Source organism: Salinirubrum litoreum (assembly GCF_020567425.1).
Classification (GTDB): Archaea; Halobacteriota; Halobacteria; order Halobacteriales; family Haloferacaceae; genus Salinirubrum; species Salinirubrum litoreum.
On sequence record NZ_JAJCVJ010000001.1, the window covers coordinates 124,036 to 147,439 of the forward strand.

The 23,404-nt window shown below is 67.6% G+C and carries 22 protein-coding genes; 11 read left to right on the plus strand and 11 right to left on the minus strand.

Features of this window, described 5'->3' with window-relative positions; genetic code table 11:
• Nucleotides 1–36 precede the first annotated feature (36 nt).
• From mvaD to ggt, 3 genes are all read right to left on the minus strand, one after another.
• The gene (gene mvaD / locus LI337_RS00560) at nucleotides 37–1,008 is read right to left on the minus strand and encodes a phosphomevalonate decarboxylase MvaD (RefSeq protein ID WP_227227761.1); all 972 of its coding nucleotides are present in this window, start codon (nucleotides 1,006–1,008) and stop codon (nucleotides 37–39) included.
• An 82-nt stretch (nucleotides 1,009–1,090) separates the two neighbouring features.
• Nucleotides 1,091–1,621, minus strand: a complete 531-nt coding sequence (locus LI337_RS00565) for a GNAT family N-acetyltransferase (RefSeq protein ID WP_227227762.1) — start codon at nucleotides 1,619–1,621, stop codon at nucleotides 1,091–1,093.
• A 64-nt stretch (nucleotides 1,622–1,685) separates the two neighbouring features.
• Nucleotides 1,686–3,368: a gamma-glutamyltransferase gene (ggt, locus tag LI337_RS00570; RefSeq protein ID WP_227227763.1), complete on the minus strand. Its 1,683-nt coding sequence runs from the start codon at nucleotides 3,366–3,368 to the stop codon at nucleotides 1,686–1,688.
• 343 nt (nucleotides 3,369–3,711) lie between these two features.
• Here ggt and LI337_RS00575 point away from each other — a divergent pair, with 343 nt between their 5' ends.
• Nucleotides 3,712–5,328, plus strand: a complete 1,617-nt coding sequence (locus tag LI337_RS00575) for an acetate--CoA ligase (protein WP_227227764.1) — start codon at nucleotides 3,712–3,714, stop codon at nucleotides 5,326–5,328.
• A gap of 49 nt (nucleotides 5,329–5,377) precedes the next feature.
• Here the strand turns inward: LI337_RS00575 and LI337_RS00580 are convergent, their stop codons facing one another.
• Complete coding sequence (locus LI337_RS00580; protein WP_227227765.1) at nucleotides 5,378–5,557, minus strand: hypothetical protein; 180 nt, start codon at nucleotides 5,555–5,557, stop codon at nucleotides 5,378–5,380.
• A gap of 196 nt (nucleotides 5,558–5,753) precedes the next feature.
• Here LI337_RS00580 and LI337_RS00585 point away from each other — a divergent pair, with 196 nt between their 5' ends.
• The 3 genes from LI337_RS00585 to LI337_RS00595 all read left to right on the plus strand — a co-directional run bounded on the left by LI337_RS00585 (nucleotide 5,754) and on the right by LI337_RS00595 (nucleotide 8,148).
• Nucleotides 5,754–7,268 (plus strand): cryptochrome/photolyase family protein, encoded by a 1,515-nt coding sequence (locus LI337_RS00585; protein ID WP_227227766.1) that lies wholly within the window; start codon nucleotides 5,754–5,756, stop codon nucleotides 7,266–7,268.
• 107 nt (nucleotides 7,269–7,375) lie between these two features.
• A complete protein-coding gene (locus LI337_RS00590; RefSeq protein WP_227227767.1) occupies nucleotides 7,376–7,762 on the plus strand; it encodes a hypothetical protein in 387 nt (128 codons plus the stop codon).
• A complete protein-coding gene (locus LI337_RS00595; RefSeq protein WP_227227768.1) occupies nucleotides 7,759–8,148 on the plus strand; it encodes a hypothetical protein in 390 nt (129 codons plus the stop codon). The genes LI337_RS00590 and LI337_RS00595 overlap by 4 nt, the downstream gene beginning before the upstream one ends.
• Nucleotides 8,149–8,186: 38 nt before the next feature.
• Here the strand turns inward: LI337_RS00595 and lpdA are convergent, their stop codons facing one another.
• The 7 genes from lpdA to LI337_RS00630 form a co-directional block, all read right to left on the minus strand.
• Complete coding sequence (lpdA, locus tag LI337_RS00600) at nucleotides 8,187–9,614, minus strand: dihydrolipoyl dehydrogenase (RefSeq protein ID WP_227227769.1); 1,428 nt, start codon at nucleotides 9,612–9,614, stop codon at nucleotides 8,187–8,189.
• Nucleotides 9,614–11,266, minus strand: coding sequence for a dihydrolipoamide acetyltransferase family protein (locus tag LI337_RS00605; RefSeq protein WP_227227770.1), 1,653 nt, complete (start codon nucleotides 11,264–11,266; stop codon nucleotides 9,614–9,616). Before LI337_RS00605 ends, lpdA begins: the two co-directional genes overlap by 1 nt.
• Nucleotides 11,267–11,269: 3 nt before the next feature.
• The gene (locus LI337_RS00610) at nucleotides 11,270–12,265 is read right to left on the minus strand and encodes an alpha-ketoacid dehydrogenase subunit beta (protein ID WP_227227771.1); all 996 of its coding nucleotides are present in this window, start codon (nucleotides 12,263–12,265) and stop codon (nucleotides 11,270–11,272) included.
• Nucleotides 12,266–12,267: 2 nt separating this feature from the next.
• Nucleotides 12,268–13,371, minus strand: coding sequence for a pyruvate dehydrogenase (acetyl-transferring) E1 component subunit alpha (gene pdhA / locus LI337_RS00615; protein WP_227227772.1), 1,104 nt, complete (start codon nucleotides 13,369–13,371; stop codon nucleotides 12,268–12,270).
• 331 nt (nucleotides 13,372–13,702) lie between these two features.
• Nucleotides 13,703–14,329: a protein-L-isoaspartate(D-aspartate) O-methyltransferase gene (locus LI337_RS00620; RefSeq protein WP_227227773.1), complete on the minus strand. Its 627-nt coding sequence runs from the start codon at nucleotides 14,327–14,329 to the stop codon at nucleotides 13,703–13,705.
• A 36-nt stretch (nucleotides 14,330–14,365) separates the two neighbouring features.
• Nucleotides 14,366–15,016 carry an HVO_0476 family zinc finger protein gene (locus tag LI337_RS00625; RefSeq protein ID WP_227227774.1) on the minus strand — a complete coding sequence of 217 codons (651 nt, stop codon included), beginning with the start codon at nucleotides 15,014–15,016 and terminating at the stop codon, nucleotides 14,366–14,368.
• 1,092 nt (nucleotides 15,017–16,108) lie between these two features.
• Nucleotides 16,109–16,846 (minus strand): proteasome assembly chaperone family protein, encoded by a 738-nt coding sequence (locus tag LI337_RS00630; RefSeq protein ID WP_227227775.1) that lies wholly within the window; start codon nucleotides 16,844–16,846, stop codon nucleotides 16,109–16,111.
• A gap of 144 nt (nucleotides 16,847–16,990) precedes the next feature.
• On the opposite strand from LI337_RS00630, the gene mch reads away from it, so the two are divergent.
• From mch to pstB, 7 genes are all read left to right on the plus strand, one after another.
• On the plus strand, nucleotides 16,991–17,926 hold the full coding sequence (gene mch, locus LI337_RS00635; protein ID WP_227227776.1) for a methenyltetrahydromethanopterin cyclohydrolase: 936 nt from the start codon (nucleotides 16,991–16,993) through the stop codon (nucleotides 17,924–17,926).
• 17 nt (nucleotides 17,927–17,943) lie between these two features.
• Nucleotides 17,944–18,474 carry a double winged helix-containing putative transcriptional regulator gene (locus tag LI337_RS00640; protein ID WP_227227777.1) on the plus strand — a complete coding sequence of 177 codons (531 nt, stop codon included), beginning with the start codon at nucleotides 17,944–17,946 and terminating at the stop codon, nucleotides 18,472–18,474.
• Nucleotides 18,471–19,190, plus strand: coding sequence for an HAD family hydrolase (locus tag LI337_RS00645; protein ID WP_227227778.1), 720 nt, complete (start codon nucleotides 18,471–18,473; stop codon nucleotides 19,188–19,190). The genes LI337_RS00640 and LI337_RS00645 overlap by 4 nt, the downstream gene beginning before the upstream one ends.
• 280 nt (nucleotides 19,191–19,470) lie before the next feature.
• Nucleotides 19,471–20,499 carry a PstS family phosphate ABC transporter substrate-binding protein gene (locus tag LI337_RS00650; protein ID WP_227227779.1) on the plus strand — a complete coding sequence of 343 codons (1,029 nt, stop codon included), beginning with the start codon at nucleotides 19,471–19,473 and terminating at the stop codon, nucleotides 20,497–20,499.
• Nucleotides 20,496–21,437 (plus strand): phosphate ABC transporter permease subunit PstC, encoded by a 942-nt coding sequence (gene pstC, locus LI337_RS00655; protein ID WP_227227780.1) that lies wholly within the window; start codon nucleotides 20,496–20,498, stop codon nucleotides 21,435–21,437. The genes LI337_RS00650 and pstC overlap by 4 nt, the downstream gene beginning before the upstream one ends.
• Entirely contained in the window at nucleotides 21,437–22,381 is a 945-nt protein-coding gene (pstA, locus tag LI337_RS00660) for a phosphate ABC transporter permease PstA (protein ID WP_227227781.1), read from the plus strand. The genes pstC and pstA overlap by 1 nt, the downstream gene beginning before the upstream one ends.
• Nucleotides 22,378–23,340 carry a phosphate ABC transporter ATP-binding protein PstB gene (gene pstB / locus LI337_RS00665; protein ID WP_227227782.1) on the plus strand — a complete coding sequence of 321 codons (963 nt, stop codon included), beginning with the start codon at nucleotides 22,378–22,380 and terminating at the stop codon, nucleotides 23,338–23,340. The genes pstA and pstB overlap by 4 nt, the downstream gene beginning before the upstream one ends.
• Nucleotides 23,341–23,404 lie beyond the last annotated feature (64 nt).

Here is a 23,404-nt window from a genome sequence, read left to right on the forward strand (position 1 = left end):
CGAGAAACGTCGAGAAGCGACAGCCGTCGCGACTCCTCAGAACAACGCGTCCGACTCGTCGAGAATCCGGGCGGGACCGCCGACCTCCCACACTTCGGTCTCGACGCCGCAGTCCGCGACGGCCGCCTCCACCTCGTCCACGTACTCGGCGGTCGTGTTGACGTACACCGACGCGCCGGTGTCCGTGGAGAAGTAGACCGGGACGTCCTCCTTTCGCAACTCGCGCACGGCGTTGAAGATGGCGATGGTGCGCGGCTGCCAGTAGACCCAGCCGGCCGGACCGGTCATCGTCGTCGCGGCGAGCGACAGCGAGTCGTGTTCCGCGAGTTCGAAGGTGCGCTCGAAGTCCGCCGCACGCAGGGCGTCGCGGGCCTCGTCGATCTGTTCGTGGATGTGGGCCATCCGGGCCTGGAACATGTGGCTGTCCTCGGCCTCCGCGTGGGCCTGCTCCGTCTCCTTGTACGCCGGGACGAGTCCCGAGACGATGCGCAGGTCGTCTTCGAGGTCGCTCTCGACGCGGTAGGAGCGACAGTCCGCGTCGTTCATCCCGCTGTGGAGCTGTGAGAACGCCCCTGTGACCGCGCGGGCCGCCGAGGCGGAGCCGCGCCGGGCGATTGTCGAGACCTCCGGGCGGGAGAGGTCCATGCCGGCGGCGGTCGACAGTGCCATCGCGGCGGCCGCGAAGCCGGACGCCGAGGAGCCGAAGCCGACGTTCGTGGGGAAGGAGTTCTCCGATTCGAGGCGGACGGGGTGGTCGACGCCGGCGCGGGCGCGGACCTCGTCGACGACCGAGTCGATGCGTTCCGCGCCGCGACCGTCGACCGTCTCGCCGTCGACGACGTAGACGTCATCGCTGGCGTCGGGCTGGAACTCGACGGTCGTGGTCGTGTTCGAGGGGGCGGTACAGACGCTGATGCTGTCGTGGTACGGGAGTCGCATCTCGTGGTCGCGCATCCCGTGGTACTTGACGAGCCCCTGGATCGGGTGGGCACGCGCGGTCGCCTTCATACTCCAACCGCCGGCAGACTCCCGGTTAAACGTCCCGATAGCCGGTGGCGACTGGTCCCCGGCGTCCGCGTTCGTCGGGAGTTCAGTCCTGGTCGAACTCGTCGGCCAGCAAGCCGAAGTGGCACAGATCGACGCGCTCGCCGCCGACGAACGCCTCCTGCCGATGGACGCCCTCCCGCTGGAAGCCGACCTTCTCCAGGACGCGCCGGGACCCCGGATTCGTCGCGTACGCCTCGGCGACGACCTTGTCCAGTCGGCGTTCGTCGAAGGCGTACCGGCTGATGGTCCGAACCGCGTCGGTGCAGTAGCCCTCGCCCCACGCCTCCGGCGCGACCATGTAGCCGAGTTCGCCGGTGCCCCACGTCTCGTTGACGTGCATGCCGACGGTGCCGACCGGGTCGCCGTCGACGCAGATCAGGAGATGCACGTCGGTCTCCTCCTGGGAGACCTGCTCGTACCACTCCTCCTCCTGTTTCATCGTCTTCGGTGTCGCGGAGCCGAGCGACTGCCAGACCTCGGGGTCGTTGACGACGCGCTGGACGAACGGCAGGTCTTCTTCGTCGACCGGGTTCAGCGTGACCGTCTCGCCGTGGAGGAACGGTGGACCGGGCATACCCGACTCGACGCGAGTGAGCGACTTGAACGTGTCCGGGGTGTGCAATCGAGCCACAGGCGGTTCAGAACCCCATCGCCGCGCCGTCACGCCGGGGGTCGGAGCCGGCGATCAGCGTGCCGTCCGAGTCGCGGTAGACGATCTGACCGCCGCCCCAGTGGCCGCCCGCGTCGAAGAACTCGTCCTCCTCGACGACGCGGTGTCCTCTGCCCCGGAGGTTCGTCACGACCGACTCCGGGATGCGGTTCGTCTCCAGTGCGACGCGCTGGCCCTCGAGCCACCGGAACCGCGGTGCGTCGAGCGCGGCCTGCGGGTTCAGCCCGTCCGTCAGGTTGGCGACGACCTGGAGGTGTCCCTGCGGTTGCATCGACCCGCCCATCACGCCCCACGAGGCGCGGAACTCGCCGTCCTCCCGGAGCATCGCCGGGATGATCGTGTGGAACGGGCGCTTTTCGGGCGCGAGGCAGTTGTTGTGTGTGGGGTCGAGCGAGAAACTGTGGCCCCGGTTCTGGAGGGCGAAGCCCGCCGCAGTCAGTGCACTGCCGAAGCTCATATAGACGCTGTTGATCAGCGAGACGGCCATCCCGTCGCCGTCCACGACCGTCAGGTACACCGTGTTGTCCGGCGCTGGCCCGTCGCCTGCGGTCGGGTCGCCCGGTTCGGTCGCTCTCCCGACCGTGCCGCCCGCCCAGTCGAGTCCCGCCTTCGGGTCGTAGGTGTCCGCCCGGTGGCCGACCTCGCCTGCTCTGTCGTGCCCGTACTCCGGAGACAGCATCCGGTCGAGCGGGATGTCGGCCTCGTCGGGATCGGAGATGTACTCGTAGCCGTCGGCGAACCCGATCTTGGTCGCCTCGATCAGGTGGTGGAGGCGGTCGGGATCGGTCGGATCGTCCGGAAGATCGAACGCACTGGCGACGTTCAGTGCCTCCAGTGCGACGGTGCCCTGCCCGTTAGGTGGGTGTTCCAGCACCTCGACGCCTCGGTACTCGGTGCTCACCGGATCGGTCCACTCGCCCTCGTGCGCTTCGAGATCCGAGAGTTCGAGCGTCCCGCCGTGCTCCTGCACGCGCTGGACGACCGCCTCGCCGATCTCGCCCCCGTAAAACGCGCCGATCCCCTCCTCGGCGACGGTCTCGAAGGTCTCCGCTAACGTCGGATTGCGGAACGTCTCGCCGACCTCGGGAGCGTCGCCGTCGTGCAGGAAGGTCTCGCTGGTCGCGTCGAACTGCCGGAATCGACTCGCTGCGCCGGCCCACTGGCGGGCGATCCACTCGGAGACCGGGACGCCCTCGCGGGCGTAGTCGATCGCTGGACCGAGCAGGTCGCCGAACTCGCGGGTGCCGAACCAGTCTGTGAGTCGGTGCCAGCCGTCGAGTGCGCCCGGAGTCGTCACCGGCAGGCCGCCGTCGGCCGGCACGACTGGCTCGCCGTCCTCCGTCGCGTCGGTGCGCTCGCGGTAGTCGTCGATGTCCGCGGCGGCGGGCGCGCCGCCGGAGGCGTTCAGCGCGGTCACGTCGCCCTCGCTGTGGACCAGTGCGAAGGCGTCCCCGCCGATGCCGGTCATGTGCGGTTCCACGACGTTCAGGACCGCCGCGACCGCCACGGCCGCGTCGGCCGCGTTGCCGCCGTCTTCCAGCACGCGCACGCCGGTTCGGGCCGCGAGTGGGTGGCTGGTGGCGACCGCGCCGTTCCGGGCCATGACGGCCGAGCGTCGACCGGTGAACTGCCACGGGTAGTCGAAGTTCATGCCGTGTGCGTCGGACGCTGGTGGCTTGTGCGTGTGGGTCGGGGAGAGAGGAGGTGAGTCGGAGCGGGACGTGTGATGACTCGAATCCGAATGTGGGTCACTCGGAGCGGGGCGTGTGACGAATCGATCCAGTGCCAAGGAGGACGAGGTGCGGTGTAGTCGTAGTCTGCGGTCGTGGTACGTCGCAGTCTGTAGTCGTGGTACGTCGCAGTCTGTAGTCGTGGTCTGCGGCGCTGTCTCGGTTCCGCCGAGGGGTGCATCACACCGAGTCGCAGTCCGGTACCCGCCACCGCCGACCGCCCCAACCCAAATCATTAACCATCACGTATTCGACCGTCCGGGTATGTCACTCGACTACGACGCGGAGATGGCCGCCTTCGAGTGGGACATCCCGGACGACTACGCCCTCCCGGCGGTGATCGAGGACCACGCCGACACCTTCGGGGACCGGGTCGCGCTCCGGTTCTTCGACGAGTCGGGCACCACCGCAGAGCGCACCTACGACGACCTCCGGGCCGACACCAACCGGTTCGCCAACGCCCTCGCCGACCTGGGCGTCGGGAAGGGCGACCGCGTGATGCATCTCGTGCCCCGCCACCCCGACGTGTTCGCGCTCCAGTTGGGGGCGTTGAAGCGCGGTGCCCTGCTCGTCCCCTGTTCGGCGATGCTGAAGCCGAAAGACATCGCCTTCCGCGCGAACGACTGCGAGGCGAGTACGGTCGTCGCGCACGCCGACCTGACCGACATGGTCGACCCGGTCGCGGACGAAACGCCGCTGGAGACGCTGATCTGTCTCGACGGCGACCCCGAGGGCTGGCACGACTTCCACGACCTGCTGGACGGCCAGGCAGCCGAGCACGACGGTCCCGACCTCGCCGCCGAGGACCCGATGTCGATCAACTACACCTCCGGGACGACCGGCCAACCGAAACCCGTCCTGCACAAACACCGGTGGATGCGTGCCTTCGAGTTGGTCAACGCGCCGTACTGGTGGGGCGTCACCGCCGACTCCGACATGAGCGAGGAACTGCTGTGGGCGACGACCGGCACCGGGTGGGCGAAGTGGTTCTGGAGTCCGGTCGGCGTCGGCCTCACGACCGGCGCGACGCAACTGCTGTACGACGGCGAGTTCGACCCCGATACCTTCCTCTCGATCATGGCAGACGAGGGCGTCACGCGACTCTGTGCGGTTCCGACCCAGTACCGGATGTTCGCGCAGGCCGACCTCGACGGCTACGACCTCGACCTCGTGGACGCGCTCTCGGCTGGCGAACCACTCAACCGCGAGGCCATCGACGCGCTCGAATCCGGCATCGGCGTCGTCCCGCGTGACGGCTACGGCCAGACCGAGACGGTCGCGCTGGTCACCAACTACCCCGGTATCGACGTGAAGCCCGGAAGCATGGGCAAGCCGACGCCGGTCGGGACGACCATCATCGACGAGGAGGACGAGGAGGTCGAACCGGGGGAGATCGGCGAGATCGCGGTTCCGGTCGAGTCGCCGGGCATCTTCGACGGCTACTACGAGAAGCCACATCTGGACGAGAAGACCTTCGGCGGCGACTACTACCGGACCGGCGACCTCGCCTCCCGCGACGACGACGGCTACTTCTTCTTCGAGGGCCGGGCGGACGACATCATCATCTCGGCGGGCTACCGCATCGGCCCCTTCGAGGTCGAGGACGCGCTGGTGTCTCACGAGGCGGTCGCGGAGGCCGCCGCGGTCGCCAGCCCCCACGAGGAGCGCGGCGACGTGGTGAAGGCCTACGTCATCCTCACCGAGGGGTACGAACCGAGTGACGCCCTGACGACGGAGCTCCAGGAGTTCATGAAAAGCGAGACGGCCCCGTACAAGTACCCGCGTCGCATCGAGTTCACCGACGAACTGCCGAAGACCTCCTCGGGGAAGATTCGCCGCATCGAACTCCGCGAGCGCGAAGAGGAGATGTTCGGGCAGTAGGGTCGGCCCACCCGCTAGTGGGTCGGGCCGTCCCCACCGCCGGCCCGACTCACTGGGCCGGCGCGCGCTGGTCCTCCTGCAGCGTGAGCAGTTTGAACACCGCGAGGACGAAACACCCCAGAATGAACAGGGCGGCGAGCAGTTCGGCCAGCCAGCCGGGACCGAGCGTGTCGAACGAGACGACGAGTCCGACGACGACGATGAGGACTCTGGAGAGCGTATCGCCCATACACCTCCACCCACGGGGCCGGATCAAAACGCTGGCGGCTCCAGAGGCGACTCCCGCCGACTCGACGGCGGTCGGAACGTCCACACGTCGTCAACCGTTTTGTCGGTCCAGTCCCAGTGAGTGGTATGGGCGTCACCCGACCCCGCGTGCAGGTAGGTAGCCACCCGACCGCGACCGACCACGGAGGGACGACTCGATGACGGTCTGGCTGCTCGGCGACCAACTGAACCCCGACGTCGGTCCCCTGCAGTCGGACGACGACCACGTCCTGCTGATCGAGGCCCACGAGTTCGCGGGGCGGAAACCGTACCATCCACAGAAGCTGACGATGCTGTTCTCGGCGATGCGGCACTTCCGGGACGATCTGCGAGATCGGGGCTACGACGTGACCTACGTCGAGGCCGAGAGTTTCGGCGCGGGACTGGACGAGTACTTCGAGGCGGTGCCGGGCGACGACCTCGTGCTCCCGGACCCGCCGAGTCACGGCGCAGGCGAGCGATTCCGCGAGATGGTCGAGACACGCGACGGGACGCTGACGGTCGTCGAGAACGACCTCTTTCTCTCGTCGCCCGACCAGTGGGAGTCGTGGATGCACGAGGACGGGCCGAAGGACAGCTACCTGCAGGAGACGTTCTATCGCCGGATGCGCCGCGAGACGGGCTACCTGATGGACGACGGGGACCCCGAAGGCGGCGAGTGGAACTACGACGACGAGAACCGGGAGACGCCGCCGGACGACTGGTCGCCGCCGCCGGTGCCGGAGTTCGAGCCGGATCGCCTGACACGAGAGGTCCACGACTGGGTGATCGAGCGATACGACGACCACTGGGGGAACCCAGACCTCGGCGACTTCCCGTGGCCCGTCACCCGCGAGCAGGCGCTGACCGCGCTGGATCACTTCGTGGAGTATCGGCTTCCGGAGTTCGGCGCGTACCAGGACGCGATGGTCGGTGGCGAGTGGGCGCTGTCACACTCCCTACTGTCGTCGGCGATCAACCTCGGACTCCTGCGGCCCGAGGAGGCAATCGAGGCCGCGATAGATGCGTACGAATCGGGCGACGCGCCACTGAACAGCGTCGAGGGGTTCGTCCGGCAACTGCTGGGCTGGCGGGAGTTCATGCGGCACGTGTACCGAGAAGCGATGCCGGCGATGGGCGCAGCGAACCAGTTGGATCAGGCCGAGGCGCTTCCCGACCTCTACTGGACGGGCGAGACCGACATGGAGTGTCTCTCGGAGGCGGTCGGCCACGTCCACGAGCGAGGGTACGCCCACCACATCGAACGGCTGATGATCCTCTCGAACTTCGCGCTGATCTACGGCGCGGACCCGCAGGAACTGAACGAGTGGTTCCACGTCGGGTTCGTCGACGCCTACCACTGGGTGACGACGCCGAACGTGGTCGGGATGGGGTCGTTCGCGACCGACGTGCTCTCCTCGAAACCGTACGCCTCCTCGGCGAACTACGTCAACAAGATGTCGGACCACTGCAAGTCGTGCCCGTACGCCGTCTCGAAGACGACCGGCGAGAACGCCTGTCCGTACAACGCGCTCTACTGGGACTTCCTGAAAGAGAACGAGGACCTCCTGCGCGGGACCGGCCGGATGGGGCTGATGTACTCGCACGTGGACCGGAAGGACGACGAGGAGTGGACAGCGATCCGCGAGCGGGCAGACGAGATTCGGGCACTCGCGCGCGACGGCGAGTTGTGAGGCGCGCTCCGGCACAGGTCGGCGGTCCGGGACGCGCACCGAGCGACCAGTCCCGTCGTCGAACCCCGGACACAGGTTGAAGCGTCGCCCGTGTCTCGGTGGAACCGATGTTCGACTGGCTGTTCCCGAACTGGTCCAACCCGGCCGGTATCGCCCTCCTCCTCGGCGTCCGACTCGGCTGTAACGTCGCCCTGACCGCACTCGTCGCCCGGCGTCTCGGTCGCCGCCACCGCCGAACCGTGGCGATGGCCGCAGGGACGCTCGCCTCGACTGTCATCACGGTGCTGGTGCTTCGCCCCGGCGGACTCGGACTCGCCGCCTCCAGAGTCGAGTTCGTCCTCCAACTGACCCTCCTCGCCGTCGCGGGCTACACCGTCGCGCGGGAGCCACGCGGGGTTCGAGGGGTGCTCCCGGCGCTCGGCGTCGGACTGGTCGCAACGTTTCTGACGCTCGTGATGGTCGTCGTCTACGGCGAGGCGCTGGTGGCACCGTGAGCCAGCGTCGGTCTCGGGCCGGCCTGCTGGCCGGCGTCGTCGGTGGCCTCGGGCACGCGCTCGTCGTGCTGCTGCTGTGGAACCTGTTCGGCTTCGAGTCGCTGGTCGGTGCGTTCTCGGCAGAGCCTTTCTACGTCACCTACGTCCTCCTCGGAGCGGTCGGCGTCGGCGTCGCACTCGGCGTCGGCTCCGCTCGCCGGGAACTCGTCTCGCCGGTACTCGTCGTCGGTGTCCTGCTCGTCGGCGCGGGGGTCACGACGTGGTTCGGTCTGCGCGGTGGGGCGACGCCCGTCGGGCCGACGCCGCTCGGCTGGTACGCCCTGCTCTGGCCCGTGGCGCTGCTGCTGGCGGGAGTGTCGGGTGTCGTCGAGAATCGCCGCAGGTGAGTAGCCGAGTTCGGAGCGGTGCCGCGGTCGCCGCCCGCTCAGCGGTTCAGCGTGTGGATCGCCTGCCCCATCGCGTTCTCGGCGGCCTCCATCACCGCCTCCGCGAGTGTCGGGTGCGTGTGGATGGTCGATGCCACGTCTTCGAGTGTCGCGCCCATCTCGATCGCCAGCGCGATCTCGGCGATCAGTTCGGACGCCTCTGGACCGACGATCTGTGCGCCCAGGACGAAGCCGGACGGCTCGTCGGCGACGATCCGGACGAACCCCTCGGCGTGGTTCGTCGTCAGCGCCCGGCCACTCGCGCGGAACGGCATCTGGCCGACCGTCGGCTCGAAGCCGGCTTCCTCGGCCTCCGATTCGGTCATACCAACCGTGCCGATCTCCGGATCGGTGAACACCGCCGCCGGAATCGCCTGGTAGTCCAGCGCGGCCGGTTCGCCGGCGATCACCTCCGCGGCGACGATACCCTCCTTCGAGGCGGTGTGAGCGAGCATCGGTTCGCCCGCCACGTCGCCGACCGCGAAGATGTGGTCCTGCTCGGTGCGAGCGCGGTCGTCCGTGTCGATGAATCCCTGCTCGGTCGTCTCGATGCCGGCCGCGTCCAGATCCAGCGTGTCCGTGACTGGCTGGCGACCGACCGCGACCAGCACCTCGTCTGCCGGGTAGGTCGACTCCTCGCCGTCCTCGGTCTCGGTGGTGACGACGACGCCGCCATCCGGACCGTTCTGCCACTCGGAGGCACCCTCGCCGAAGTGGAAGTCGATTCCGAGTTCCTCGGCGCGCTTGCGCACGATTCGGGCCACGTCGTCCTCGTAGCCCGGCAGCACGTCGTCCAGCATCTCGACGACCGTCACGTCAGACCCGAGTTTGGCGTACGTCGTCGAGAGTTCCATCCCGATGTAACCGGCGCCCACGACGAGCAGGCGGTCGGGAACCGAGTCCATCGCCAGCAGTTCCCGCGAGTCGTGGATCGGGTCGTCGGCGAACTCGAAGCCCGGAATCTGGATCGGGCGCGATCCGGTCGAGACGATGCAGTGCTCGAACTCGATGGACTCGGAGCCCTGGCCCTCGCCGCCGTGGGCGACCCGGACCTTGTGCTCGTCGGCGAATCTCGCCTCGCCTTCGACGAGGTTGACGCCGTTCGCCTTGCAGAGCTTCTCGACGCCGCCCGTCAGTTGATCGACGACGCCGTCCTTCCAGTCGACCATCGCCGAGAGGTCCACGGCGGGGTCGGCGTGGATCCCCATCTCCTCGGCGTGGCCCGCCTCGTGGGCGAGGTTCGCGCCGGTGATGAGCGCCTTCGAGGGGATACAGCCGTAGTTCAGGCAGGTGCCCCCGTAGGCGTCCTTCTCGACCAGCGTCGTGTCGAGTCCCTTCTGTGCGGCGCGGATGGCGGCGACGTAGCCGCCCGGTCCCGCCCCGACGACCAGTACGTCAGTTCCGGTTGCGATGTCTCCGACGACCATTATTCGAGCAGTAGCAGCTTCGGGTTCTGCAGTAGTTCCATCACTCGGTTCGTGAACCGACCGGCGACCGCCCCGTCGATGACTCGGTGGTCGATGGACAGCGAGAGGGGCAGCGTGTACGCCGCCGTCACCTCGCCGTCCTGCACGACCGGGCGCTGTTCGATAGCACCGAGACCCAGAATCGCGGTCTCGGGGTAGTTGATGATCGGCGTGGCGTACTCGCCGCCGATAGCGCCGAAGTTCGTGACCGAGAACGTCCCGCCCTGCATCTCCTCGCGCGTCACCTTCCTGTCACGCGCTCGCGAGGCCAGATCGTCGATCTCGCGGGCCAACTCGAAGACGGACTTCTCGTCGACGTTCCTCACGACCGGCACCATCAGGCCGGCGTCGGTCGCCACCGCGATGCCGACGTTGTAGTACTGCTTCAGCAGGATCTCGGCGTCGTCGGGGTCGGACTCGTCTAACGTCGCGTTGAGTTCCGGGTACTCCTTCAGCGCGGTGACGATGGCCTTCAGCACGAAGGGCATGTAGGTCAATTTCACGTCGCGCTCGCTCGCCAGTTCCTTCGTCTCGGCGCGGAACTCCACGAGGTCGTCGATGACGACGGTGTCGTGGTGGGTGACGTGCGGCGCGGTGTACTTCGACTGCTCCATCTGCTTGCCGATGGTCCGCCGGACGCCCCGGTAGGGGACGCGCTCGACCGGCCCCTCGGCGGTCATCTCCGGGGCTTCGGCCCCACTCTCGGCGGACGCGGCACCACCCGCCTCGGCGTCGGCAGACACCCCGCTCGCGTCGGTCGTCGCAGACGCCGCCTCGACTTCGGCCTGCCGTGCCTGTCGCTGGGCCTCGGCGTACTCCCGCACCGCCTCGGCGGTGACGAACCCCTCGCCGTCACGCTGTTCGGTCGCGGGCACCGCGTTCAGATCGACACCCTCCTCCTCGGCGACTCGGCGCGTGGCGGGCGCGGCCAGCGTCCGGTCGCGGGCGGCCGACTCCACGGTCGTCGCGGTCTCCCCGTCCGTCGTCCGCTTCGAGACCGACGACTCGCCGTCGCCGACCGAGACGCTCCGGGGTTCCGGTGCGTCGTCGGCCGTCTCCGCCGTGTCCGATTCGTCAGCCTCGGCCGCAGTGCGCACGTCGCCTTCGGTGATCCGACCGCTCGGGCCGGAACCATCGACCGACGCGATGTCCACGCCCAGTTCGCGGGCGAGTCGCCTGACGTTCGGCGGCGCGAAGACGCGACCCGAGGGGGTCTCGGCTTCGTCGTCCCCGGACTCGGCTTCAGCACCCGCCTCCGCACCCGCAGGCTCCGCCTCGGCGGCTGTCGCCGCCTCGTCGTCGCCTGCCGGTTCGGCGGTCGCGTCTGCGGCCGTGGCGGTCTCCTCGGTCTCGCTCTCCTCGTCGTCCTCGCCGGGCACGTCGAAGGTGATGATCACGTCGCCGACCGGGACCATCTGGCCCTCCTCGGCGAGCAGTTCTTTCACCGTGCCGTTGTACGGCGACGGCACCTCGACCAGCGCCTTGTCGGTCTCGACTTCCGCCACCGGCATGTCCTCGGTCACCGTGTCGCCGACCTCGACGAGCCAGTTGACCAGTTCGCCCTCCGCGACGCCCTCGCCCACGTCGGGCAGTTTGAACTCCTTCGTTCCCATCGGTCAGAACTCCACTGTCTCTCGGATACCTTCTTCGACGCGCGTCGGCGACGGGAGGTAGTAGTCCTCCAGCGCGTACAGCGGGAACGGCACGTCGAAGCCCGTGATCCGCTTGACGGGCGCTTCCTGGTACAACAGCGCTTCCTCCTGCAGCATGGCGGTGATCTCGCCGCCGATCCCGCCCTTCTTCGGCGCTTCGTGGACGACCGCCGCACGACCGGTCTTCTCGAACGACTCGACGATGGTCTCCTTGTCGATCGGCGAGATGGTCCGGAGGTCGATCACCTCACACTCGACGCCCTCCTCGGCGAGATTCTCGGCGGCCTCCATCGTCGGGCGAGTCATCGCTCCCCACGTGACGACGGTGACGTCCTCGCCTTCGCGGCGGACTGCGGCCTCGCCGATGGGCACCTCGTAGTCGTCTTCCGGAACGTCGCCCCGGAAGGCGCGGTAGATCAGCTTCGGTTCGAGGAAGATGACCGGATCCGGATCGCGGATCGCCGAGATCAGCAGTCCCTTCGTGTCGTACGGCGTCGAGGGGATGACGACCTTCAGGCCCGGTTCGTGGGCGTAGAACGCCTCCTTCGACTCGGAGTGGTGTTCCGGTGCGCGGATGCCACCGCCGTAGGGCGCGCGGATCACCATCGGGCACGTGAACCGGCCGCGACTGCGGGTCCGCAGGCGACCGACGTGGCTGACGATCTGGTCGAAGGCGGGGTACATGAACCCCGAGAACTGGATCTCGGGGACCGGCTTCAGGCCGTAGGCGGCCATGCCGACCGAACAGCCGACGATACCGGACTCCGCCAGCGGCGTGTCGATGACGCGGTCCTCGCCGAACTCGTCGTAGAGTCCCTCGGTCGCGCGGAAGACGCCGCCGTTCTTGCCGACGTCCTCCCCGAGGACGATGACTTCGTCGTCGTTGTGCATCTCGGTGTAGAGACCGTCTCTGACCGACTGTACCAGCGTCAGGTTCTGTGTCTGTTGTGCGTCTGCCATACTCAGTCCTCCAGAAAGGCGCTGTCGCCGTGTCGCTCGCGGAGCGCCGCGAACTCCTCGTACTGTTCGCGCAGGTGCGGGGGGAGCTCCGCGAAGGTGTGTTCGAACATCTCTTCGGGTTCCGGTCGCGGCACCGACTCGGCCGCCTCGATGGCGTCGGCGACCTCCGCCTCGACCGACGCCTGGATCTCCTCGACACGCTCGTCGTCGAGGATCTCGCGGTCCCGCAGGTACGACTCCAGTCGGGGGATCGGGTCCTTCTGCTTCCAGCGTTCGACCTCGTCGTCGTCCCGGTAGACGGTCGGGTCGTCGGCGGTCGTGTGCGCGCCGAAGCGGTACTGCACCGCCTCGATCAGCGTCGGTCGCAACTCGCCCTCGTCGGGGTTCTTCGCCTTCTCGACGGCCTCGCGGGTCACTTTGTAGACGGCGAGCGGGTCCATCCCGTCGACTTGCACGCCCTCGAAGCCGTAGGCGACCGCCTTCTGTGCGAGGGTCTCGCTCGCGGTCTGTCGCTCGCGGGGGACCGAGATGGCCCACTGGTTGTTGTTACAGAAGAAGACGGCCGGCGCGTCGAAGACGCCGGCGAAGTTGAGTCCCTCGTGGAAGTCGCCCTCCGAGGTGGCACCGTCGCCGAAGTAGGTCAGGAAGGCCTTCTCGTCGCCCTTCAGTCGGGAGGCCCACGCCGCGCCCGTCGCGTGGAGAATCTGGGTTGCGATGGGCACGGCGACCGGGAAGACGTTCACGTCCTCGGCGACCTTGTTGCCGTCCTCGTGGCCCATCCAGTAGAGGAGGGTCTGTTTCAGGGGGAGGCCGCGAACCACGGCGGCACCGTGTTCGCGGTAACTCGGGAACAGCCAGTCCTCGTCGTCCAGCGCGTGGGCGCTCCCGATCTGGGCACCCTCCTGTCCGGACAGCGGCGGGTAGGTGCCCATCCGCCCCTGTCGCTGGAGGCTGACGGCCCGCTTGTCGAAGTGGCGGGCCAACCGCATCTGTCGGTACATCTCGACCAGTTTCTCCTCGGAGAGGTCCGGTTCCTCGCCGACGACGTTGCCGTCCTCGTCGAGCACCTGTACCTGCTCCAGAGGGTCACGCTCTAGCGTACTCACGGTCGTACCCACCTACACATACGCGAAGCGTCTCGGTCGCACGGTATATGATTTTCGTAAATAGTTTACTATAGTCGGGATTCTTGCCAGCGCGGGTACGAATCTGTCCACCTGTCCGGGAGAAAATTTGGAACTCTCGATTCCTCACGGTCTATGCGGAACGAATCGTGAGTGTCCCGTGCGTTTCCGACCAGAAGTAGACGATTGGGACGCCAAGAACAGTGTAGGGCGCTACCGAGACACACGCTTCGTCGGCGATCGCAGCCACGCGCCATCACTCACAACCGACCAGCGTCGAGAGTCGCACCCACACGTCGTCGCCGGACCGCTCTCACTCCCGCATCGGCACGAACCGCACCGCGCCGTGAGTCTCGCGTTCGAGCGAGCCGTCTGCGAGTCGCCGAACGCGAACCAACGTCTGGCGACCGGTCCCGACCGGACCGACGACCACGCCGCCGGGGCGGACCTGCTTGATCACGGCGTCGGGCAACTCGGCGGGCGCGCATGTGAGGTACGCACAGTCGTAGGGCGCGTGCTCGGGCCAGCCCTCGTGGCCGTCGCCGACGCGGACCTGCACGTCGTACGCGAGGTCGGCGAACCGTTCGCGGGCCGACTCGGCGAGCGTCGGCTCGAACTCGACGCTGTACACCGTACTGGGTGCGACGACCTCGCCGGTCACGGCGGCGTGGTAGCCACACCCGGTGCCGATCTCCAGCACGCGGTCGCCGGGCGAGAGGGCGAGGAGGTCGGTCATCTTCGCCACCATGTGCGGCGCGGAGATGGTCTGACCCGCGCCGATCCGGAGGGGGCGGTCCTCGTAGGCCGACTCGCGGGACTCTAGCGGGACGAACTCGTGGCGCGGAACGGCTCGAAGGGCGTCGGCGGTCGAGTCGCGGCCGATCACGCCACGCTGGCGGAGTCGGCGAACCATCGCGTCGCGGTCGTCGGCGCGGGACATGGCGGTGGGTGGCTCCGCTCGGTCAGGCGCTCGCAGTCACCACGCGGACCACGCGGTCGTGGTCTCGTCGCGGGCGTAGACGCGTTTCACGTCCTTCGCGTGGACCACGTCGCCCTCGAAGTCGAGTTTGTCGTGCTCGTAGCCGACCGCGTCCTGTCGGACTGCGATGCCCTCGATGGTGAACTTCTCGTCGCCGAACTCCTCGGTCTCGCCGACGGTGAACTCGTAGTCGCCCGGTACCTGCAACTTGACGCTCTTGGAGTCGTCGCGCCGGCCGTCGTTCGGGTGGACCGTGACGTTGACCGAGACGTTGTCGACCGCGCGGGTCCAGACCGTCTCGGCGTCCTCGACGAGCGCCTCGTCGACGCGCCGGTCGCCGCCCACGTCGATGGACGTGATCCGGGCGAGCATGATCGCCTCCTCGGTGTCGACGATGAACTCCTCGCCGACCGCGATCTGCTCCTCGGCCGGGGCATCGACCGTGGCGGGGAACGACTCGCCGTCCTGGGAGACGACCACGTCGAGTGGGACCTCGCGTTCGCGTTCGATACTGATCTTGTGGACGTGACTGCACTCGGTACACCGGACGGTCGCCTGTCCGCCGGGTTTCAGCACCTCGTGGACGGTCTCGGCCTCGGGACTGCAGGAGGGACAGACGGCCGCGACGCGCTCGTGTTGCTCGCTCATACGCCCTCCTACTCGCCCCGGCGGTAAAAGCCGTCGGAGTCGGTCTCGGCGTGTGTACTGGTCGAATGTTGTCGGATGCGTGTTCGGTTTCGGGTGGTGGTTTTGTGGAGTGATCGGTGCGAGAGTTCTGTTCGGGGCGCGCTACAATCGCAACTGTGACAGCAACAGCATCCGCGACAGCAACGCTACGATTGCTAGCGCACCGACGAAACGACCGCGACAGCACAGCACCGCGACCGCGACAGCAACCGCACCGCTACTCGTGCTAGCGCACGGAACCGCGATAGCGACAGCAACCGCGACAGCAGACAGCACCAGCACCGCTACTCGTCGTAGCGCGAGGAACCGCACCCGCGACAGCACCGCACCTCGAACCTCCCCAGCCTCGGCAGACGCTCTCGGCACCGCCCGCGTCTGCCTCCCTCGCACGCGTTCCTCGCGCGCGCCGACCGCACCTGCCTGACCGGAAATTCGACTCCCGTCACACGCACCAGTCGAACGGGCTGGCGCGACCTCCGTGTCGCGCACTTCGGCGGCGTGTAGCCGCCTCAGGCGAGCCGACGGTCGCAGGGAGGCGCTCACGCTGAAATCGACTGGTCCACCGAGAGTTGCGTGATGGGTCGCAGAGTTCGGGTGGAACTGAAAGGGGCCGGCGGTCTCGTGAGGGAACCGAACGAGACGTTGGAGAGCTTTGCTCTCCAGTACTCTCGACCCTGCCCCGGCGCCGGTAGCACCGCAAAGAGGCGAGCGAGCTTGCTCGCTCGCCGACTGAGAAGCGTGGTTCGAGAGACGCCGTGGCGTCTCTCGTCATCACGAGAGAGCTTCGCTCTCTCGAACGACACCAAGTCGCGGCAGGTCGAGAGCGCGGGGGCTTTCACCTCTCGTCGTCCGCGACTCACTCGCCAGAAACCGCGTCTCGCGGGGGCTTTCACCTCTTGTCGTCCGCAACTCACTCGACCACAGAGACAACGTTCGAGAGCTTTCACCCCTCGTTGTCTGCGACTAATTCAGCAAAGACCACATCGTGTAGGGGCTTTCACCTCTCGTTCTCTCCAACCGATTCGACAGAGTCCCCACCATCGTGGCCCGAGTTCACTGGTACATCCGGAGCGGCCGGGCCTGCGAACTCTCCTCGTCGGCCTGTTGCATCCGCTCGGCGAGGTTCTGCTTCGCCTGCCTGATCTCCTCGGCGCGATCCACCAGATCGTCCACCGGCACCTCGATGCCGGTCAGTGGCTGAATCCCCTCGGTGATGATGATCCGGGCGGCCTCCGGATCGGGGAACTGCGGGTCCGACTCGACGATCAGCCCCATCGCGTCGCGCTCGGTCTCGACTGCGTGAGCCAGCAACGCGCCGGTCGGTCCCGACACGAGGCCGGTCTCGTTCGGGACGTCGATCCCGGCGTCTCGGAGTCGCCCCTCCGCGCCGCCGGACGCCACGCCGGTCAGCGCGGGCGGGTTCTCGTCTTTCTCTGCCGGGAGGCCACTGAGAAACAGCGGCGTGATCGACTTGTCGTCGTACCAGCCTGCGATGCACTCCGCGAACTCGCGGGCCGCCTGCGGCGAGATGGGCACGTCGCTCTGGAGTGCGAGGAGGTCGTGGTCGGCGTCGGCGTAGAGCCGGATCGGGGGCGCGAGTTTCGACTCGCCCTCCTGGTAGACGACCACGCGCGGGACGCCCTCGCAGTGGACGTTGGCGTAGTGGGTCATGTCGAACTCCTCGATCAGGTGATCGACAGCGATCTTACCGACCAGTCCGACACCAGGTAGTCCTTCGATCAGCGTCGGCTCCGACAGTTCCGTGTCCGCGAGAACGTTGATCCGTGCCATAGGTCCGGCAACGTCTGCCACCGACTTGAGCGACAGGGCGTCGAGTGACTCTCGGGGACGACCGACAAACACCGACCGGAATCCCACTATCGCCCGCGACCACGAACAGCCAAACCCTTTATCCGAACACGCACAACCGCCGGTATGGAGAGTCTCAACCGGATGGCGATCGAGTTGGTGGACGAGGCCCTCGACTTCGCCGAGGAACTGCGGATTCGGGCCTTCGAACTCGACTCGGGCGCTACGGTCATCGACTTCGGTGTCGACGCACTCGGCGGCGTCGAGGCCGGCTTGCTACTCGCCGAGATCCAGACCGCCGGGCTGGCGACCGTCCAGACGACGATGGGCGAGGTCGCCGGCACCCCCCGGCAGTACGTCGAACTGACGACCGACCACCCCGACCTAGCCCTGCTCTGCTCGCAGAAGGCCGGCTGGGAACTGGGCGTCGGCAACTACGCCGGACTCGGCTCCGGCCCGGCCCGCGCGCTGGTCGGCCAGGAGTCGGAGTTCGAGGCGGTCGGCTTCTACGACGAGTTCGACATGACCGTCCTCGCCGTCGAGAGCGAGGAACTCCCGCACGACCCGGTCGCCGAACACGTCGCCGACCTCGCGGAAGTCGATCAGGGGAGCGTCTTCCTACCTGCCTTCGCCACCGGGTCGACGGTCGGGAGCGTGACGATGGCCGCCCGCGCCGCCGAACTCGCCGTCTTCCGCCTGTTCGAACTCGGCTACGACCCGCGGAACGTCGTCTCGGCACACGGCTCCGCGCCGGTCGCGCCGGTCGCGTACGACGAGGCGACCGCGATGGGCCGGACGAACGACGCCATCGCCTACGGTGGCGAGGTCCACCTGCGCGTCACCGACGACGAACCGGACAGCTTCGCCGAGGTGCCCTCCTCGGCGACCGAGCAGTACGGCCAGCCCTTCGAGCAGGTGTTCGAGGACGCCGACTGGGACTTCTACGAAGTGGACGAATCTGTCTTCGCCCCGGCCCGCGTGACCATCGACGTGCTGGGTGGGCCGACCTACGTCCACGGCGAGACGAACGAGGCCCTGCTGGCCGAGTCGTTCGACTTGTAAGCGTCGCCGAGGCACTCGTGAAGTTCAAACTCGTTCCCCCAGCGCCCGACTCGCTCGACTTCGTTCGGCAGGCACAGCAGGCGGTCCCGCTCGTCCCGGGATCGGAGGACGACTGCTGTGCCCGACTGCTGCGTCGAACCGGCCTGCCGGCGCGCGACGACGCCCGGACGTGGCTGACGTTCCTCCGGGCGCTCGAACTCGCTACGGAGACCGACGCCGGATTCAAACGGCTGTCGCAGGAGCCGACGCCAGAACAGCTTCGGGATGCCTTCGTCCGCCGAGTCTTCGGTGTCGAGGAACTGCTGGCGACGCTCCGGGAGGCAGAGGACCCGATCACGACCGAGGAGGCGTTCGCTCGCCTGCGGGAGCGCGTCCCGCAGTGGGAGCACTACAAGAACCCGACCGAGTGGAAGGACATCTGGCAGGAACGAACCGGCGACCTGCTGGACTGGCTGGTCCTGTTGAACGCCGCCGTGGAGACCGACGAGGGGTATCGGCTCGTGGCCGATCCAGTCGGTGGTGGCGAGCAAACGGGAGTCGATTCGTGACCGACAGCACACCCCACCTGCGAATCGACGGCCCTGTCGAGGCAGTCCTCTTCGATCTGGACGACACACTCGTTACCTACCGGCGGTCGCCGGGCGAGGTCCTCGAACTCGCGTTCGCCGAGGCCGGCTACGAGCAGTTCTTTCCGGTCGAGTCGTACTACGCCCGGTTCGACGAGTACCTCCAGCAGACCGAGACGCTGGACGACCTCCGGCGGGCCTGCTTCGCCGACATCGCCGAGTCGGTCGGGCGGTCGCCGGGCGACGGGGTGGCGGTCGCCGAGGCGTTCGACCGTCTGCGCGATCCGACGAACGTCGAGGCGCTCCCGGGTGCGCGGGAGGTACTCGTAGAACTCGCCGAGGACTACCGACTCGGACTCGTGACGAACGGCTCCCCCTCGGCGCAGGAGCCGAAGTTGGCGGGAGCCGGCATCAGCGACGCCTTCGACGCGCGTGTCTTCGCCGGTCACGACACCCCGCCGAAACCCGACCGGGAACCGTTCGAGAGGGCTGTCTCGGCGCTGGGCGTCGACCCCGAGCGAGCCGTGATGGTCGGCGACTCGCTCTCTGCCGACGTGGCCGGCGCGCAGGCGGTCGGAATCGGGGCGGTGTATCTCGCGCCGGACGTAGAGCGAACTGACACGACGGGCGACGAGCAGTCGGTCGATCCCGACCACCGAATCGCCGCGCTCTCTGACCTGCGCCACCTGCTTCGATAGCTCTCTGCGGCCCGGATGCTCGGGCAGGCCGCTCGTCCGCGACCGGTACGAGCCAGAGGCCCGTCTGAGTAACTGGTGCGTAACTGGGACGAGTCCGGACCGATCCGAGTCTGATCCGGTAGCGACGGAGAACCGAGAGCAGACGCGCCGATCCGGTGAAATGTTACTATGACTATATAGGCTCCGTACATCTACACGTCTGCCGATTTTCGAAATCTGTCACGACGAGCTACGGAGTATCACGGCGGAGCTATAGCGGCTCGCGACCAGAGTAGCGGTGATGACGAAGACTCGTCTCCGACAACCGTCCGAACCGACCGGTGAACAGGGATCGTTCCACACCGCGACCGATCACCGGCTCTCCCGGCGGACGTTCGTCGCGGGGGCGGGACTCGTCGGTGCGACCGCGCTCGCTGGCTGTCTCGGCACCGACACCGCCGACGCCGGCAGTCTCTCCGGTGAGGTCGCGATCGCCGGCAGTTCGACCGTCTTCCCGGTCTCGGTCGCGGTCGCCGAGGAGTTCCGGGCCGAGTACCCCGACGTGCAGGTCAGCGTGGACTCGACGGGCACCGGCGGCGGCTTCGGGAACTTCTTCTGTGAAGGCCTGACGCAGATCAACGACGCCAGTCGCCCGATCCAACCCGAGGAGGAACAGCAGTGTGCGGACAACGGCGTGACACCGCTTGAGTTCCAAGTCGCCATCGACGCGCTGACGGTCGTCGTCAACGCCGAGGCCGACTGGGTGGACTGCATGACCGTCGACGAACTCCGCCGCGTCTGGGAGCCGAACGGAGCCGAGCGCTGGAGCGACATCCGGCCCGAGTGGCCCGACGAGGAGTTCGAGTTGTACGGCGCGGCCCCGACCTCCGGCACGTTCGACTACCTCACGGAGGCAATCGTCGGCGAGGAGGACTCACACCGCGAGGACTACCAGGCGACCGAACAGGACAACACCATCGTCACCGGCGTCGCCGGCTCCCGGTACGCGATGGGCTACTTCGGGTACGCCTACTTCGTCGGGAACGATGACGCGAACATCAAGGCCATTTCGGTCGACGACGGCGCGGGCTGTGTCGCACCCTCGCTGGAGACGGCGAAGGCCGGCGAGTACAGCCCGCTCTCTCGGCCCCTGTTCATCTACGTCTCACAGGAGTCGCTCTCGCGGCTCGAGGTACAGGAGTTCGTCCGGTTCTACCTCGAATCGTCCGGCACGAGTCTGATCAGTGACGTGGGCTACGTCCCGATGCCCGAGGAAGACGTGCAGGCGAATCTGGATCGGTTCGAGTCCATCGTCGCCCAGGTAGAATGAGCACGCGGACGCCGCCGGACCTGACCGCCGGGAACGCCGGGCGACAGACCAGAGAGCGGGCGGTCGGCGCGGTCTTTCTCGCGTGTGCGGCCCTGACGGTGGCGACGACGCTCACTATCGTCCTCGCGCTGGTCGGTGACGCACTCGTCTTCTTCGGCGAGATATCGCCGATCGACTTCTTCACGGGGACGACGTGGAGTCCGAACCTGCTCGTGGACGGCGAGTTCCGGTACGGCGTCCTCCCGCTTATCTCCGGCACCCTCACGATCATGCTCGGGTCCGCGCTCGTCGCACTCCCGCTCGGTCTCGGCGCGGCCATCTACCTCAGCGAGTACGCCAGTTCGCGGACACGGGGCGCGCTGAAGCCCGCATTGGAGGTGCTGGCCGGCATCCCGACCGTCGTCTACGGTTACTTCGCGCTGGTGTACATCACCCCCACGGTGAAGGAACTCCTCCCGCTGAGTACGTTCAACGCGGTCAGCGCGGCGGTCGTCGTCGGCGTGATGATCGTTCCGATGGTCTCCTCGATCAGCGAGGACGCGATGAACGCGGTCCCGGACTCGCTGCGTGAGGCCTCGCTCGGTCTCGGTGCGACGAAGTTCCGGACGACCGTCTCGGTGGTCGTTCCGGCGGCCGCCTCCGGCATCGTCTCGTCGTTCATCCTCGCGCTCTCGCGGGCCATCGGCGAGACGATGGCGGTGACGATCGCGGCCGGCCAGAACCCCCGGCTGATCGCACCCGGCAACCTCGACGCCGTCTTCGGGCCGATCGAGACGATGACGGCCGCGATCGTCAACCTCGGTCTGAGCGACAACACCGCGAACAGCGTCCAGTACCGGAGTCTGTTCGCCATCGGCCTGACGCTCTTCGCGGTCACGCTGGCGATGAACGTGATCAGCCAGTACGTCGCCCGACACTACCGGGAGGTGTACCAGTGATGGCGACCCGGACGTCGCCCGCAGACGAGACCGAGACTGGCACTGGGACTGTCAGATCGGGTGCCGACTGGCAGGCCGGCGAACACGTCCGGCGGTGGCCGGGCAGACTCTTCGCGGCACTGACCGCCGGGGCGACCGCGCTCGGGTTGGCACTCCTCGGGGTCCTGCTCCTGCTCGTGACGCTCGACGCGTTCGCCGTCTTCCGCCCGGAGCCGGCGTGGCTCGACTTCGGGTTCCTGACGAGCGCCCCCTCGCGGTTCCCCGACCGAGCCGGTATCTACCCGGCCCTGCTCGGGTCGATCTACATGGCGCTGCTGCTGTCGGTGTTGACCTTCCCGATCGGCGTCGGCGCGGCGATCTACCTGGAGGAGTACGCCCGCGAGAGCCGCCTGACACGACTGATCCAGTTGAACATCGCCAACCTCGCCGGCGTGCCCTCGGTGGTCTACGGCATCCTCGGGTTGGCGCTGTTCGTCCGGACGCTCTCGCTCCCGAACGGCTCACTGCTCGTCGGGGCGGCGACGGTCGGCCTCCTCGTCCTGCCGATCGTCGTCATCTCGGCACAGGAGGCGATCCGGGCCGTACCGGACTCGCTCCGGCAGGCCTCCTACGGCATGGGGGCGACACGCTGGCAGACGGTTCGACGAGTCGTGCTCCCGCAGGCGTTCCCCGGTATCCTGACCGGGACGATCCTCGCACTCGGCCGGGCGATCGGCGAGACCGCGCCACTGATCATGATCGGCGCGCCCGCGACGCTGTTCCTCGCGCCCTCGGGCGTGCTGGAGAAGTTCAGCGCGATGCCCCGACAGATCTTCGCGTGGTCCGACGCGCCGCAACCGGAGTTCCAGTACGGCGTCGTCGCGGCCGGCGTCGTCGTCCTCGTGAGCGTCCTGCTCGTGATGAACGCGACCGCTATCTACCTCCGCTACCGTACCCAACGATGACCGACCGATTCGAGACCCACTCCAGAGCCGATCTGCCGGCCGGAAACGGCAGGCGAGACACCCCGATCCAGATGACCGACACACCAGACGACCGACGACCGACCCAACGCGTCGAGGAGACGCCGCGACCGACAGTGCAACCGACCGACAACGCGACCGCCGAGGGGACTGGTGTCACTGGCGCATCCGACCGCTCGCTCGCCGACGAGGGGACCCTGATCGAGGCCCGTGACCTCTCGGTGTACTACGGCGACGACCAGGCGCTCCGGGACGTGAGCATCGAGATCCCCGAGAACCGCGTGACCGCGATCATCGGTCCCTCCGGGTGTGGCAAGTCCACGTTCCTGCGCTGTCTCAACCGGATGAACGACCTGATCGACGACGTGACGGTCGAGGGCGAACTGCTGTTCGCCGGGAAGAACGTCTACGACGACGACGTGGACCCGGTTGTGCTCCGCCGACACGTCGGGATGGTGTTCCAGCAGCCGAACCCGTTCCCGAAGTCGATCTACGAGAACGTCGCCTACGGCCTGCGCGTGCAGGGTCGGACCGACGATCTGGACGCGAAAGTCGAACAGGCGCTCCGCCGGGCCGCGCTGTGGGACGAGGTGAACGACCGACTCGACGAGTCGGGTCTCGAACTCTCCGGCGGCCAGCAACAGCGACTCTGTATCGCCCGCGCCATCGCGGTCGATCCGGAACTTCTCCTCATGGACGAACCCGCGAGCGCGCTCGACCCCATCGCCACCGCCGGCATCGAGGACCTGATCCGGGACCTCTCCGAGGAGTACACCGTCGTCATCGTCACCCACAACATGCAGCAGGCCGCCCGCGTCAGCGACTACACCGCCGTCTTCCTCACCGGCGGGGAACTCGTGGAGTTCGCCCCGACGGCGACGATCTTCGAGAACCCGGACGACCAGCGCGTGGACGACTACGTCTCCGGGAAGTTCGGCTGATCTGTCGGCACTTCCACTGCGATTCCCTCGTTTCAGCCCACCTTTCGCCGGTATCTGACGGTAT

Coding starts and splice junctions, on each gene's coding strand:
- pstB (WP_227227782.1), top strand. CDS start 22,378: ATGACCGACCGATTCGAGACCCACTCCAGAGCCGATCTGCCGGCCGGA.
- LI337_RS00585 (WP_227227766.1), top strand. CDS start 5,754: ATGACGGTCTGGCTGCTCGGCGACCAACTGAACCCCGACGTCGGTCCC.
- LI337_RS00605 (WP_227227770.1), bottom strand. CDS start 11,266: ATGGGAACGAAGGAGTTCAAACTGCCCGACGTGGGCGAGGGCGTCGCG.
- ggt (WP_227227763.1), bottom strand. CDS start 3,368: ATGAACTTCGACTACCCGTGGCAGTTCACCGGTCGACGCTCGGCCGTC.
- LI337_RS00630 (WP_227227775.1), bottom strand. CDS start 16,846: ATGGCACGGATCAACGTTCTCGCGGACACGGAACTGTCGGAGCCGACG.
- pstA (WP_227227781.1), top strand. CDS start 21,437: ATGGCGACCCGGACGTCGCCCGCAGACGAGACCGAGACTGGCACTGGG.
- mch (WP_227227776.1), top strand. CDS start 16,991: ATGGAGAGTCTCAACCGGATGGCGATCGAGTTGGTGGACGAGGCCCTC.
- LI337_RS00575 (WP_227227764.1), top strand. CDS start 3,712: ATGTCACTCGACTACGACGCGGAGATGGCCGCCTTCGAGTGGGACATC.
- LI337_RS00580 (WP_227227765.1), bottom strand. CDS start 5,557: ATGGGCGATACGCTCTCCAGAGTCCTCATCGTCGTCGTCGGACTCGTC.
- LI337_RS00565 (WP_227227762.1), bottom strand. CDS start 1,621: ATGCCCGGTCCACCGTTCCTCCACGGCGAGACGGTCACGCTGAACCCG.
- LI337_RS00620 (WP_227227773.1), bottom strand. CDS start 14,329: ATGTCCCGCGCCGACGACCGCGACGCGATGGTTCGCCGACTCCGCCAG.
- mvaD (WP_227227761.1), bottom strand. CDS start 1,008: ATGAAGGCGACCGCGCGTGCCCACCCGATCCAGGGGCTCGTCAAGTAC.
- lpdA (WP_227227769.1), bottom strand. CDS start 9,614: ATGGTCGTCGGAGACATCGCAACCGGAACTGACGTACTGGTCGTCGGG.
- LI337_RS00650 (WP_227227779.1), top strand. CDS start 19,471: ATGACGAAGACTCGTCTCCGACAACCGTCCGAACCGACCGGTGAACAG.
- pstC (WP_227227780.1), top strand. CDS start 20,496: ATGAGCACGCGGACGCCGCCGGACCTGACCGCCGGGAACGCCGGGCGA.
- LI337_RS00625 (WP_227227774.1), bottom strand. CDS start 15,016: ATGAGCGAGCAACACGAGCGCGTCGCGGCCGTCTGTCCCTCCTGCAGT.
- LI337_RS00590 (WP_227227767.1), top strand. CDS start 7,376: ATGTTCGACTGGCTGTTCCCGAACTGGTCCAACCCGGCCGGTATCGCC.
- LI337_RS00610 (WP_227227771.1), bottom strand. CDS start 12,265: ATGGCAGACGCACAACAGACACAGAACCTGACGCTGGTACAGTCGGTC.